Source organism: Sulfuricella sp. T08 (assembly GCF_000971475.1).
In the GTDB taxonomy this organism is placed as follows: domain Bacteria; phylum Pseudomonadota; class Gammaproteobacteria; order Burkholderiales; family Sulfuricellaceae; genus Sulfuricella.
In genome coordinates, this window is sequence record NZ_DF967555.1 from 1 (window position 1) to 13172 (window position 13172).

The following is a 13172-nucleotide window of genomic DNA, read 5'->3' on the forward strand; positions in this document are numbered from 1 at the left end:
CACGGGCTGCAAAACTGAGTTGTTTCATGGGCAATTTCAGTCGATTGATGATGTCCGCTATTTTACAGGTTCAGGAACTTGTTCAGGGCTTCCTAAGCCGGAATCAGCGACCAAATTGCTCCCACCCCATACCCAGAAGAAACGATTACGTTCTCCTTTGCCATTTCCTGCAGCAAATTTCTCACCTTGTTAATTTTTTGAGAATCATGAAGCACTTCGGGTAATTTAGGCAGCAAAAGCAGCTCAATATCCTTGCGCCTTGTCGGACCAAAACTTCTCAAATGGCTAATCACCAGTTGTTTGTAAAACGCCTTATCCAGTCCCTTGTTGCGGGTGTACTGTGCGGCGTCGCCCACTGCTGCGGCTACTCCCGCCGCCACAAAGAAATTAGGGGCGCGGCCTTCAATCAGATTCTTGCCCCGCAACAGCTTCACCTCATCAGCGGTAATGGCAAGCCGCTTCTGCACGCGGTCAAGCAAGATTACCTCATGCAATGTTAAATCCGCATGGCGAATCAGCGCGAAGGTATATCGCTCGTCAATCAGCCGCCCGGCGATATGTGCCTCCACCCGCGAGCGTTCACGATCAATCAGGTAATCCGGCAAGGGGAAGAAACGATTTCTTTGCAGCACAAACATGCGGCGGATGCCGCTGCCGATGGTATCAATCAGCTTCATCTCCACCATCGCATTGGCAAGGCACGGATTGCGGTATTCTTCCGGCGGCACATCCTGCGCGATCACCTCTTCCACCGAACCCGGCAGAAAATTTCCCAGATTGCTGAAAATCAGCTCACCCGGCTTTTCCACCACACGCACCAGACCGCCCATCGCATAATCCTGGTGCGCGAGGCAGTTATGCAGGGCTTCGCGGATCACCCAGTTGTCGTATTGCGGCACCTCGGTCGGAAACAGCGTGCCCGGTGGCATGTAGCGCACCGTCAGATTGCGCACCCGGGCAAACAGGGCATCCGGCAACATCAGCAATGGCAAGCCAAAATGCTGGTAATCCACATCCATGCCCTGCGCATCTTTCAGAATCCAACTGATCTTGGGTTGCGTGGGCAACTTGCCGGCAGCTTCATCCTTGCCGAACAGCAACAAAGCCGCACGGGTTAGTTGGCCATTGGTGCGCAATTTCAGCTTGTCGAGAAACTTGGCGCCATCCCAGGCTGCTTCCTCGGCAAGCAAACGCGCATTACTTTCATGTTTTTCACGATACTTCTGCCGTCCCAGCGCGAGGGCGGTGGCGTCAATGTCGTCCATTCCGGCATTGGGCACCAGCTCTGCGGACCAATCCTCACGAGTCGCCTGCCGCCGGATGCGCTCGATCTTCTCGATCGAAAGCCCCGCCAGCGATTCGCCATTGCGCCCATACATGAGCATCTTCCAGCTCACCGGCATCCCGGCGGGTGCGGATGGAATCTGAAACAGCAGCACCCGCCCCTCCGGGCGCTGCAATACATGCACTTCGACAAAGGTCAGGTTGGGCGAAAGATGCGTCGAGACTTCCTGCTTCAGCGATTGCAGGCTGACCGGGTTATTGCGGAATTGGCTACCGACGACCTGGCGCGGTTTGTCTTTCACGCCGAACACCAGCCAGGCACAGGGCTGGCGATGCAAGTTTGCCTCGTTGGACAAGGCCGAAAAATACTTGCCCAAGTCGTCGGAATCGAAATTTTGCTTGGCTTCCTTGAACTCCACCCACTCGGTTTCCACCGGTAACGCCAGCAGGCAGTCGAGCAAGGTGTTCAATTCGGCTTCGTTCATGGCAATACCTCATCGGGCAAGTCCGCTAATTCTACCTGCCCCGACAGCAGGCGTGGCAAAAGCAGGTCGCGGGTGCGGCGGAGGTTGGCGGTTTGGCGTTGGAGTGTGTGCATTTGTTCGGCTATCGGTCCAACGGTAGCCTCAAATCGGCTAGCCAACACAAATGGCGGCTGTATGAACTCAATGGTCTTGAATACCCCACGACTGATTTCCTTGAATGTTGCGCCGGAAGCCATGCGCTGAAATGTCGGCACATTTTCTTTAAGCCAGTAAAACAAGAAGTAGAGCGGCACGCGTTCATTGGGCAGGCAAGTGATGAAGCCTTGGTTGGTGCAGGCCTCGTGCGTGTTGATGGCGATTGCACCAATGGTTGCACGGCTAGTCAGCATCACACTTCGTGCCGGAAACAATCTGGCAGAACTCTTGGCTAGGCCCCGTTCGGAAATGTGCTCACATGAGTCATCCATAAACATCGTTCCTGCGCCAGTAAGATTACTTGGCGCGAACCACTGAATTATGCCGTCATCCCAGTATTCAGGCTCTTTCCTCGATGGCGTTCCACCACCAACAATCTCGAACGAATCGGTAACTGTCTTCACCCCCCACCCCTGCGGAATCTGGCCGAGGGATGAGTCGGTGAGGGGGGCGGATTCGTGGCCGGGGTAGCGGAAGTGGACGAACCATTCGCGGTAGAGGCTGCGCGCCATATCTTCCAGTATGCGGATGCGCCGCTGATTGTTTTCGATCAGCTCGTCGTAGGCGGAGAGGATGCCTGCTATCCGCCGTTGCATCGCAAGCGGCAACTTCGGCGCAGGGAGAGACCGAATCATTTCCAAGCTAACATAGCCTTGCGCAACCCCGCCCTTGATACCGAAGAGCGCATACTGAAAGACAGGTCCTTTAAACCAATGCAGCAAGAAGGTCGGATTAATAAGCTCACGATTGGGGCGGATTATCGCGACGCTGCTTGAAACGCCAAACCTGTCGGTTTGTCTGACCAAATAAGGCTCGCCGATTGTGCCGATTATGCTGAACACCAAATCGTTCGCTTTCGGTAGGATTAGAGCTTTGCCTTCGCCGAGAAAGTGCTTCGCATAGTCGCGCTCTGAAATGTAATAAACTTTGCTGAGGTCAAGTCTGCCGTCTTTGAAATTGCGAGACGTGAGATATAGCACACCGAAATCATGGCGTTCTATCTTGGAGTGAGTTCCGTCGCCGACGAGGCAGGTGTCACCAATACGCGCGTAACCTTCCATCGTCACGATTCCAGAATCTCCGCCACATTCAGTGCGATGGTCTGCTCCAGTTCGCGCGCCTGGGCATTCAGCACTTCCAGTTCCTCATTCAGCGTTTCCAGCTTTTCCTTGAAGTCTTCGTCGCTGACTGCTTCGCCGGTAGCCACGCCGACATAGCGGCCTGCATTGAGGCTCCAGCCTTGGGCTTCGATTTCGGCAAGGGTGGCGGCTTTGCACAGGCCGGGGATGTCGCGGTAGGCAAGATCACCCTCTCCCCCGGCCCCTCTCCCGCTTGCGGGCGAGGGGAGGAAGAGTTCCGCCAGCTTGGTTTGGGCTTCTTCGCCGCCCAGGGTGTAGTCCGGCGCCTCATTGCGATACAGGCGCACGATGTTGGCGATGAAGCCGATCTGGGCATCCGACCAGTCACGGTGGGCGCGGTCGATCTGGCGGTAGAGGTGGCGGGCGTCGATGAAGAGAATGGTGTCGGCGCGGGAAATCGCACCCTCTCCCCCAGCCCCTCTCCCGCCTGCGGGCGAGAGGAGCGAAGCCTTACCTTTGTCGAGGAACCACAGCGTGCAAGGCAGCGTGACGGTGTAGAACAGGTTGGGACCGACGGCGACCATCACGTCCACGGTGCGGGCTTCGATCAACTGCTTGCGGATTTCCTGTTCGCTGCTGCGTGCGTCGCTGGCGGAGTTCGCCATGACGAAACCGGCGCGGCCTGTGGCGTTGAGGCTGGAATAGAACAGTTGTATCCACAGCATGTTGGCGTTGTCGGTGCGCGGCAGGCCGAAGGGATAGCGGCGGCCTGCGCCCACTTCCGAGGCCAGCCTGTCCTTGTCCACAGCGTTGACGTTGAACGGCGGATTGGCGAGCACGAAGTCGAATTTGCCGACGGCTTCGTGCGGGTCGTCGTAGTAGCTGTTGATGTGGCCGCCGTGGCGGATGTCGCCTTCGAGGCCGTGGATGGCGAGGTTCATGCGCGCGAGGCGCCCGGTGTCGTCTGTTTTTTCCACGCCGTGGATCAGGAGTTCATCGGCAGGGTTGCCACCGAACTCCTTTCCCTCTCCCCCAGCCCCTCTCCCGCCTGCGGGCGAGGGGGGCTTGCGCTGGTGCTCGGCGACGAAGCGCGCGCTCTGCACGAACATACCCCCGGAGCCGCAGGCGGGGTCGAGAATGCGCCCGTGGAACGGCTCGATCACCTCGACCAGCAGGCGCACGATGGAGCTGGGCGTGTAGAACTCGCCGCCCTTTTGCCCTTCGGTGCGGGCGAATTCGCCGAGGAAGTATTCGTAGATGCGACCGAATGCGTCGTAGTCGAGACTGACGGGAATCTCGGAGACTTTCTTCAGCAGTTCCTTGAGCAAGGTGCTGGTAAAGATTTGATAGGTGCGCGGCAGCACGCCCGCAAGTTGCGGATTGTGTTTTTCAATTTCCGCCATTGCGTCGTTGATTAATTGACCGACGTTCGCGCCTTCCGGCAGGTTCAGCAGATGATCAAAGCGGGCCGATGGCGGCAGGAAGATCACGCCTTCGGCATGGTAGGCGGCTGGTTCGTCGGCACGGGAGGCTCGCCGGGATGCTCCCTCTCCCCCGGCCCCTCTCCCGCTTGTGGGCGAGGGGAGCAAGGCGGCGCGGCGTTGGGTGAAGCGTGTCTCGGCAAACAACAGAAAGATCAGGCCGAGCACCGGGGCGGAATATTGCGCGGCAGTCAGCCCGGAATTGGCGCGAAACTGATCGGCTGCACTCCACAGACGTTTTTCAAGTGTATCGGTGGCTGTGTCCCGTTCGGATGGAGCAATCCAGTGCATTCGTGTTCCCAATCAATATTTTAGTTATCGGCGAATGCTAACACGAAGGGGGTGGGACGTAATGTGCTGATTGGCGCGAACCCAAGAGGCGAAGATGATTTTTATGATAGTAATGCATTGATTTTATTGGTGGACCGAATGAGGATCGAACTCACGACCTCCGCATTGCGAACGCGGCGCTCTCCCAGCTGAGCTATCGGCCCACGTTTATAGATCAATTTTACCTTATAATTTCCATAAATTAAAAAACCTCATCCGGGGATTGCGCTGGTTCTCCAGCCTTACAGCGAGTGACTGCGTCCTTTTTTCGAATTTTTTGGATTACTTTACAAGCTGCTCATGACCGACCTGCTCACCGCCCATCGCCCCCTCAATCGCCGCGACTACCGTACCCTCGCCCTCGCGGCGCTGGGCGGTGCGCTGGAATTCTATGATTTCGTGATTTTCATATTTTTCACGATGATCATCGGGCAGTTGTTTTTCCCGCCCGATATGCCGGACTGGCTGCGCCAGGTACAGACCTTCGGCATTTTTGCCGCCGGTTACATGGCGCGTCCGCTCGGCGGCATCGTGATGGCGCATTTCGGCGATCTGCTTGGGCGGAAGAAGATGTTTGCGCTCAGTATTTTCCTTATGGCGGTGCCGACCTTGGCAATCGGTTTGCTGCCGACCTACCAGACCTTGGGAATCTGGGCACCCATGTTGTTGCTGGCTTTGCGGATCGTACAGGGGGCGGCCATCGGAGGCGAGGTGCCGGGTGCTTGGGTTTTCGTCGCCGAGCATGTGCCGACACGGCATATCGGCTTTGCCTGTGGCACGCTAACTGCAGGCTTAACAGGTGGCATCCTGCTGGGTTCGCTGGTTGCCACCGCGATGAATATGCAATTTTCGCCGCAGGAACTGCTGGCCTACGGCTGGCGGATTCCGTTCATCATCGGCGGGATTTTCGGCCTGGTCTCGGTGTGGCTGCGCCAGTGGCTACACGAAACCCCGGTGTTCAAAGAAATGCAGGCGAATCAGGCGCTGGCCGAGGAGCGACCACTCAAAACCGTGCTGCGTGAGCATCGCGGCGCGGTCGTGCTGTCGATGATCCTGACCTGGCTGCTTTCCGCCGCCATCGTGGTGATGATCCTGATGACGCCAACGCTGGTGCAGAAACTGTATGCCATCCCCGCCACCACCGCCTTGCGGGCCAACACGCTGGCAACGCTGTTCCTGTCCTTCGGTTGCGTGCTGGCGGGTGTCATCGTCGATCGCTTCGGTGCCGGGAAAACATTGGTGATCGGATGCGCGCTGATGGCCACGACTTCTTGGCTACTCTATAGCGGGCTGAAAATTGATCCGATGCGGATAAATATGCTGTATGCGCTGGCTGGTTTGAGCGTGGGCGTGATCGGCGCGGTACCTTTTGTGATGGTTCATGCTTTCCCAGCTGCGGTGCGTTTCTCTGGGCTGTCGTTCTCCTATAACCTGGCCTACGCGATCTTCGGCGGCATGACGCCCATTGTGGTCAGCCTGTTGTTGCCCCTCGATCCGATGGCCCCCGCGCATTACGTGATGGCACTCAGCACTGTGGGGGGGCTGACTGGGTTGTATCTGTGGCGTAGCGAAAAACGCCGGAATTTTTAATGCTAGAGACGCAAAATTTTGCGTCTCTACGTCCGATGCTACTCAGCAGCGGCATCATCGTCCATGCTGTCGCCCGAGAAGGCGGCAGTCGCGCCCCAGCTGATTTTCAACCAGCAACTCGATGCCTGGCTGACGATGTTTTTCGTGGTTGCCGTGGGTGGTCATTTTCGACATGTTTCGGATGTGCTCCCGCCCTCTGTGCGGCAAGCCGGTGCCGCCGCTCTCCGAATCGGCGCATGAACCGTCGCGCCTGGTGGAAGACTGGGTGAGGGACTGATGGAGCCATTAGATTTACCGTGAAGAGGGGGCAAGATGAAAGCCATGTGGAAGATAAGGGGTTTGCCGATGATTTGCGGGCAGGCTGTCGCTATTGGCATAGTCAGTCTGACGAAGCGCGATATGGCCGGCGGCCGGGTATCCGGTGACGACGCCTACGAGCGCTACCTTCGCCACCATGGCGAGGCACATCCGCACGAGCCGGCCCTGGACCGAAAGGCTTTCTTCCGGCAGGAGCAGGACAGGAAATGGAACGGTATCCGGCGCTGCTGCTGACGGCATGGATTTTCCTCACTCGGAATAGGGGTTTACCCGATACTGATAAATTTCAGCTTCTGCTAAAGTTCCAACCATTGAGTTTGAGAGAGTTTAGAGAATCATGGCGGATGCAATCCCGTGGAAAAAAGAATACAGCGTCAATATTCAGGAACTCGACGAGCAACATAAGCTACTGATCCAGATGATTAATGACTTGCATGGGGTCATCGTCAAGAAACACGACCCGGGCACGGTATGCGAAGTGCTGGCGAGGTTGATCCACTACACCCGCACGCATTTTGAGGAGGAAGAAGCCTTGATGCGGAATTCCGATTTCCCGGGGTACGAGGCGCACAAGGCGAGGCACGACCAGTTTATCGGCGAAGTGGAAGCGCTTAAGCGGCGCGCTAAAATGAGCCACGGCAGCGAGCAGCTGGTTGGCATGGAAATGCTGTTCAAGCTGAAGGACTGGCTGGTCGATCACATCGTCGTCATGGACATGGATTATTCACGCCATGTGCAGAATCGGAGTGTGGTCAGGAGCTAACTCAGAAAATCCGGGTAATGCGCTTTTCAGCCCAGGACAAAAGATTGGGCAGGCGCGGCGGCGCGGCCAACAAGCCAATTGCAACGCCGAGCCCATCCGCAATCATGTCGGCAATATCAAACGTTCGGTAGCCGGTAGCGCGCTGGGCGTATTCCATGGCGATGCCTAGGACGACCATGCCGACTGCAAGCAAAATCCGCTGACGTAATCCGGTGTAGAGCTGGGCGAACCACAGTGTTACCAAGCCATATGCGGCGAGGTGGCCGAACTTGTCCCCGTTTTCAATGTTAATTTGCGGTGGTGCCGGGGTAAGTGAGAGGTAGGCGATGAGCCCTACCCCCAGCCATCCTGCCGCTTGCCAGTAGTTATTGAATCTAGTTTGGTTCAAGCGCACACATCCCGGTAAGCCCGTTCGCTGGCATAAGCGAGGACTGGAAACACCATCACGAACAGGGGCATGAATAGCAGGGTGGTGCCGACGATGCCGGCCGTCAATATTATTCCCCAGGCGATCATCACGCCGAAATTTGCGAAAACCGCGCGTACGCTGGTTCCTACGGCATTTGCCAGTTCCACGTGGCGGCTGAAGATCAGCGGGACTGAAAATGCGGAAATGGCAAAAATCATGAAGGCAAGTACCGATCCGGTGAGCGAGCAGAACAGGACAAAGGACAGCATCTTGCCGCCTTCCCCCAATCCGGTAATTAATTCCAGCGACCCAAGCATGGGCGAGGTTCCGAAATACAGGCTGTAGACTATGGCGGCATCAGTCAGCCAGACCAGAAACAGGAAGGCGCAGATTACGGAGATGACCCATAGAGCCGCAGGGCCGTGCCGGAAGCCGCGGAAGAAATCGGCAAAACGTACCGGCCTTTGCTGTGCGCGCAGCGAGGCAACATGAAAGAACCCCGCCAAGAAGGCCGGGCCGATCAGCATGAAGCCGCCTGCCAGCGGAAAGGCCATGGGTGCGACGTCCAGCTTTACCGCGCCGATCAGCAGGATGGTGCCGATTACTGCAAAGATGCCGGCGTAGGCAATGCTGGCAATTTGCGTTTGGCGGAACATCCGCCAGCCGTGGGCGATCCAGTTTCGGATGTGGGGAAATGTAACCTTGCGATAATTACGCGCTTGTTCCACGACTTAAACGCCTTTTCGGTACGCCCACCGCAGCATGACAATACCTGCTACGACCATCGGCAGAGACAGCCACTGTCCCATGCTGAGGTTGAGCGCCAGCAGCCCAAGAAAGCTGTCCGGCTCGCGCGTGTACTCGACCAGGAAGCGGAAGCTGCCATAGCCGATCAGGAACAGGCCGGATACTGCGCCGGTCGGGCGCGGCTTGCGCGAGAACAGCCAGAGCAGCGTGAACAACGCCAGGCCTTCGAGCGCGAACTGGTAAAGCTGAGAGGGGTGGCGCGCCACGTTGTCAATTTGCGGAAACACCACGGCCCAGGGCATATCGCTGGGTCGGCCCCACAGTTCGCCATTGATGAAATTTCCGATGCGCCCTGCCCCCAATCCGAGCGGCACCAAGGGGGCGATGAAATCGGTGATGGTGAGCCAGCTTTTCCCGGTCTTGCGGGCGAACAGCCACATCGCCGCGAGCACGCCTAGGAGGCCGCCGTGGAATGCCATGCCGCCCTGCCAGACGGAAAAAATTTCAAGTGGATGGGCAAGGAAATGGGCCGGCTGGTAAAACAGCACATAACCCAGCCTGCCGCCCAGCACCACGCCGAGCACGCCGTAGAACAGCAGGTCGTCGAGCTGCCGGGCATCCCAGCCTGGCTGTGGGCCGGTTTTGATACGTTGCCGTCCGAGCAGCAGAAACAGGCCAAAGGCCAGCAAATACATCAGGCCGTACCAGCGGATAGCGAGCGGGCCGAGGTGAAGAGCGACGGGGTCGAATTGGGGGTGGATCAGCATTGAGGCGTCAAGGAATTCGGTTAAAATACAGATTATACGTTAATCTATTGTTTTCCCCGATTTCGCAAGGACCGACCATGCCCGCCTACCGTTCCAAGACCTCCACTCACGGCCGCAACATGGCTGGCGCGCGCGCCCTGTGGCGCGCCACCGGCATGACCGACGGCGACTTCGGCAAGCCCATCATCGCCATCGCCAATTCCTTTACCCAGTTCGTGCCGGGCCACGTCCACCTCAAGGATATGGGGCAGCTGGTGGCGCGCGAGATCGAGGCTGCCGGCGGCGTGGCCAAGGAATTCAACACTATCGCGGTGGACGACGGCATTGCCATGGGCCACGCCGGCATGCTCTACAGCCTGCCTTCGCGCGAACTCATCGCCGACAGCGTCGAATACATGGTCAACGCGCACTGCGCCGATGCGCTGATCTGTATTTCCAACTGCGACAAGATCACCCCGGGGATGCTGATGGCGTCCCTGCGTCTCAACATCCCGACGATCTTCGTTTCCGGCGGGCCGATGGAGGCGGGCAAAGCGGTTATCCAGGGCAAGGTAATGCATCTCGATCTGGTGGATGCCATGGTGGCGGCGGTGGATCCCCATTACACCGACGCCGAAACCCTGAGCATGGAACGGTCCGCCTGCCCCACCTGCGGCTCCTGTTCCGGCATGTTCACCGCCAACTCGATGAACTGCCTGGTCGAGGCGCTCGGCCTCGGGCTGCCCGGGAACGGTTCGCTGTTGGCCACCCATGCGGACAGAAAGCGTCTTTTCCTCGAAGCCGGCCGGCTGATCGTGGCGCTGGCGAAGAGCCATTACGAGCGCGATGACATGACCGTGCTGCCGCGATCGATTGCAAGCTTCCAGGCATTCGAGAATGCCGTCGCGCTGGATATCGCTATGGGCGGTTCGACCAATACCGTCCTGCACCTGTTGGCGGCGGCTCATGAGGCGGGCGTGGACTTCACCATGAAGGACATCGACCGCATGTCGCGCAAGGTGCCCCATCTATGCAAAGTGGCGCCCAGCATCCAGACTTACCATATGGAAGACGTGCATCGCGCCGGCGGTATCATGTCCATCCTGGGCGAACTCAATCGCGCCGGGCTGCTGCATAGCGATCTGCCGACTATTCACAGCCCGTCCATGGGGCAGGCGCTGGAGCACTGGGACATAACGTGTACCCAGGACGAAAAAGTAAAAACATTTTATCGTGCCGCGCCCGGCGGCGTGCCGAGCCAGACTGCCTTCAGCCAGGACAAGCGTTATCCTGATCTCGATTCCGACCGCGTCGGAGGCTGTATCCGCGACAAGGCCCACGCCTATTCCCAGGACGGTGGCTTGGCCGTGCTCTATGGCAACATCGCCGAAGACGGCTGCATAGTCAAAACCGCCGGGGTGGATGAAAGTATCCTCAAGTTCAATGGTCGCGCCCGTATTTTCGAAAGCCAGGATGATGCAGTGGAGGGTATCCTCGCCGACAAGGTTGTCGCCGGCGACGTCGTGGTGATCCGCTACGAAGGGCCGCGCGGCGGGCCGGGCATGCAGGAAATGCTGTATCCCACCAGTTATCTCAAGTCGAAAGGGCTGGGCAAATCCTGCGCCCTGCTCACCGACGGGCGCTTTTCCGGCGGCACTTCTGGCCTCTCGATTGGCCACGCCTCACCGGAAGCGGCGGAAGGCGGTGCCATCGGCCTGATCGAAGAAGGCGATACCATCGAGATCGACATTCCCAATCGCAGCATCAACCTGATGGTGTCGTGGGAAGAACTCTCGCATCGCCGTGCACTGATGGAAGAAAAGGGCGACAAGGCATGGCAGCCGGAGAGTCGCAACCGTATCGTCTCGGCGGCGTTGCGGGCGTATGCGGCGATGACCACCAGCGCAGCTAAAGGCGCCGTGCGAGATGTGTCGCAGGTGGAACGTCGCTAGTGACCAATAAGGGCGCTCTCAAGTTGGCCGACCATAAGCTCAGCTTGCGCGAGCTGCTCGATGCGATGATCGCCGACGGCTTGATTGAAAAGACGGGCGCCGCCAATTTGTTGTTACCGGCGCGAGGCGCTCGTAGTGAGGTTCATCCACTGGTGCAAATCGCCGAGCAGAAATGGAAATCGGCCAAGCCCCCGCACAAGCAGCTTAATCTTGAGGCTTTGACCGAATGGCTGGCAGACTGGGTCCAACTGCCGTACTATCACATCGACCCGCTGAAGATTAACGTCACCGCCGTCACCAACATCATGTCGGATACGTATGCGGCGCGCTTCCGCATCCTGCCAGTCGAGGTCACCTCGCGAGAGGTGGTGGTGGCTACGGCCGAGCCTTTCCTGAACGAGTGGGAAAAGGAGCTGGCGCCGATTTTGCGCCTCGATATCAAACGAGTCGTCGCCAACCCTCTGGATATCCAGCGCTACGTAGTCGAGTTCTATAACCTGGCGCGTTCGGTCAAGAAGGCCTCGCAAACGCAAAGTTCGGCTTTCGGCGGGGGACTTTCCAACTTCGAGCAGTTGGTGGACATGGGGCGTACCGGCAACCTCGATGCCAATGACCAGCATGTCGTCCACATTGTCGACTGGCTGCTGCAATACGCTTTCGATCAGCGCGCTTCCGACATCCATCTCGAGCCACGGCGCGACTACGGCGACGTGCGCTTCCGTATCGACGGCGTCATGCACCATGTTTACCAGATTCCGCTCGCGGTGATGGGCGCGGTGACCAGCCGCCTCAAGGGCCTCGGGCGGATGGACATCGTCGAGAAGCGCCGTCCCCTGGATGGCCGCATCAAGACCCGCTCTCCGGATGGCGACGAAATCGAGCTGCGCCTCTCCACCATGCCTACCGCCTTCGGCGAAAAGATGGTGATGCGGATTTTCAATCCCGACGTGATCGCGCAGAACTTCAAGGAAATGGGCTTCACCGATGAGGACGTGGTGCGCTGGAATCAGATGACCAGCCAGTCTAACGGCATCATCCTGGTCACCGGCCCGACCGGATCGGGCAAGACCACCACCCTGTATTCCGCCCTGCGCCAGCTCGCAGTGCCGGAAGTGAATGTTTGTACCATCGAAGACCCTATCGAGATGATCGCGCCTCAGCTCAACCAGATGCAGGTGCAGCACAATATCGGTCTGGATTTCGCCGGCGGCGTGCGCACCCTGATGCGCCAGGACCCGGACATCATTATGGTGGGCGAGATCCGCGACCTGGAAACCGCGGAAATGGCGATCCAGGCGGCGCTGACCGGGCACTTGGTGCTGTCCACCCTGCACACCAACGACGCGCCTTCGGCTATTTCGCGTCTGCTCGACCTGGGTGTCCCGCCCTACCTGATTAACGCGACCCTGCTCGGGGTGATGGCGCAGCGCCTGGTACGTACCCTGTGCCCGCACTGCAAGGAGCGCGAAGCTCTCGATAGCGAAATCTGGGAATCTATGGTCAAACCGTGGAAGGCCGCCGCGCCGGCAACGGCCTGCGCGCCGAAAGGCTGCCTGGAATGCCGCATGACCGGCTATCTCGGCCGCATTGGTTTGTACGAGATGCTGATCATGTCGCCCGGCCTGCGCAAGCTGATCAAGCCGGCCTGCGATGTCGCCGCCCTGCGCGAGCAGGCCTACAAGGAAGGCATGAAGCCGCTCAGGATCAGCGGCGCTCAGAAGGTTGCGAGCGGACTCACCACCATAGAGGAAGTTTTGAAAGTCGCCCCGCCACCCTACGGCATGTAATTGTTG

The 13172-nt window shown here is 58.4% G+C and carries 11 protein-coding genes and 1 tRNA gene; 5 read left to right on the forward strand and 7 right to left on the reverse strand.

What is annotated here, in order from left to right; genetic code table 11:
- Positions 1–92: 92 nt before the first annotated feature.
- The 4 genes from SCT_RS13690 to SCT_RS13705 form a co-directional block, all read right to left on the reverse strand.
- Positions 93–1769: an RNA-binding domain-containing protein gene (locus tag SCT_RS13690; RefSeq protein WP_059424034.1), complete on the reverse strand. Its 1677-nt coding sequence runs from the start codon at positions 1767–1769 to the stop codon at positions 93–95.
- Positions 1766–3025: a restriction endonuclease subunit S gene (locus tag SCT_RS13695; protein WP_059424036.1), complete on the reverse strand. Its 1260-nt coding sequence runs from the start codon at positions 3023–3025 to the stop codon at positions 1766–1768. Before SCT_RS13695 ends, SCT_RS13690 begins: the two co-directional genes overlap by 4 nt.
- Before the next feature lie 2 nt (positions 3026–3027).
- On the reverse strand, positions 3028–4815 hold the full coding sequence (locus tag SCT_RS13700) for a class I SAM-dependent DNA methyltransferase (protein WP_059424038.1): 1788 nt from the start codon (positions 4813–4815) through the stop codon (positions 3028–3030).
- 127 nt (positions 4816–4942) lie between these two features.
- Positions 4943–5018 (reverse strand) — tRNA-Ala (locus tag SCT_RS13705).
- Between the two features lie 136 nt (positions 5019–5154).
- Between SCT_RS13705 and SCT_RS13710 the strand changes: the two genes are divergently transcribed.
- The 3 genes from SCT_RS13710 (at position 5155) to SCT_RS13720 (ending at position 7525) form a co-directional block, all read left to right on the forward strand.
- Positions 5155–6444 (forward strand): MFS transporter, encoded by a 1290-nt coding sequence (locus SCT_RS13710; protein ID WP_059424040.1) that lies wholly within the window; start codon positions 5155–5157, stop codon positions 6442–6444.
- 312 nt (positions 6445–6756) lie between these two features.
- Positions 6757–6996 (forward strand): YbdD/YjiX family protein, encoded by a 240-nt coding sequence (locus tag SCT_RS17945; RefSeq protein ID WP_059424042.1) that lies wholly within the window; start codon positions 6757–6759, stop codon positions 6994–6996.
- A gap of 103 nt (positions 6997–7099) precedes the next feature.
- The gene (locus tag SCT_RS13720; protein WP_059424043.1) at positions 7100–7525 is read left to right on the forward strand and encodes a bacteriohemerythrin; all 426 of its coding nucleotides are present in this window, start codon (positions 7100–7102) and stop codon (positions 7523–7525) included.
- A 1-nt stretch (position 7526) separates the two neighbouring features.
- Here the strand turns inward: SCT_RS13720 and SCT_RS13725 are convergent, their stop codons facing one another.
- Genes SCT_RS13725 through lgt form a run of 3 tightly spaced genes read right to left on the reverse strand, consistent with a single transcriptional unit; the run spans position 7527 to position 9448 of the window.
- Positions 7527–7913 carry a VanZ family protein gene (locus tag SCT_RS13725; RefSeq protein ID WP_059424045.1) on the reverse strand — a complete coding sequence of 129 codons (387 nt, stop codon included), beginning with the start codon at positions 7911–7913 and terminating at the stop codon, positions 7527–7529.
- Complete coding sequence (locus SCT_RS13730; RefSeq protein WP_059424051.1) at positions 7910–8662, reverse strand: DUF2189 domain-containing protein; 753 nt, start codon at positions 8660–8662, stop codon at positions 7910–7912. Before SCT_RS13730 ends, SCT_RS13725 begins: the two co-directional genes overlap by 4 nt.
- Positions 8663–8665: 3 nt before the next feature.
- A complete protein-coding gene (gene lgt, locus SCT_RS13735; RefSeq protein ID WP_059424053.1) occupies positions 8666–9448 on the reverse strand; it encodes a prolipoprotein diacylglyceryl transferase in 783 nt (260 codons plus the stop codon).
- Positions 9449–9525: 77 nt separating this feature from the next.
- On the opposite strand from lgt, the gene ilvD reads away from it, so the two are divergent.
- Together ilvD and SCT_RS13745 are read left to right on the forward strand one after the other, a co-directional pair.
- Positions 9526–11379, forward strand: coding sequence for a dihydroxy-acid dehydratase (ilvD, locus tag SCT_RS13740; protein ID WP_059424092.1), 1854 nt, complete (start codon positions 9526–9528; stop codon positions 11377–11379).
- A gap of 65 nt (positions 11380–11444) precedes the next feature.
- Entirely contained in the window at positions 11445–13166 is a 1722-nt protein-coding gene (locus SCT_RS13745) for a GspE/PulE family protein (RefSeq protein ID WP_237759701.1), read from the forward strand.
- Positions 13167–13172: the final 6 nt, after the last annotated feature.

Excerpts from the sequence above, each read along its gene's own strand:
- SCT_RS13745 (WP_237759701.1), top strand. The coding sequence starts at position 11,445 with ATGATCGCCGACGGCTTGATTGAAAAGACGGGCGCCGCCAATTTGTTG.
- ilvD (WP_059424092.1), top strand. The coding sequence starts at position 9,526 with ATGCCCGCCTACCGTTCCAAGACCTCCACTCACGGCCGCAACATGGCT.
- SCT_RS13720 (WP_059424043.1), top strand. The coding sequence starts at position 7,100 with ATGGCGGATGCAATCCCGTGGAAAAAAGAATACAGCGTCAATATTCAG.
- SCT_RS17945 (WP_059424042.1), top strand. The coding sequence starts at position 6,757 with ATGAAAGCCATGTGGAAGATAAGGGGTTTGCCGATGATTTGCGGGCAG.
- SCT_RS13710 (WP_059424040.1), top strand. The coding sequence starts at position 5,155 with ATGACCGACCTGCTCACCGCCCATCGCCCCCTCAATCGCCGCGACTAC.
- SCT_RS13690 (WP_059424034.1), bottom strand. The coding sequence starts at position 1,769 with ATGAACGAAGCCGAATTGAACACCTTGCTCGACTGCCTGCTGGCGTTA.
- SCT_RS13695 (WP_059424036.1), bottom strand. The coding sequence starts at position 3,025 with ATGGAAGGTTACGCGCGTATTGGTGACACCTGCCTCGTCGGCGACGGA.
- lgt (WP_059424053.1), bottom strand. The coding sequence starts at position 9,448 with ATGCTGATCCACCCCCAATTCGACCCCGTCGCTCTTCACCTCGGCCCG.
- SCT_RS13700 (WP_059424038.1), bottom strand. The coding sequence starts at position 4,815 with ATGCACTGGATTGCTCCATCCGAACGGGACACAGCCACCGATACACTT.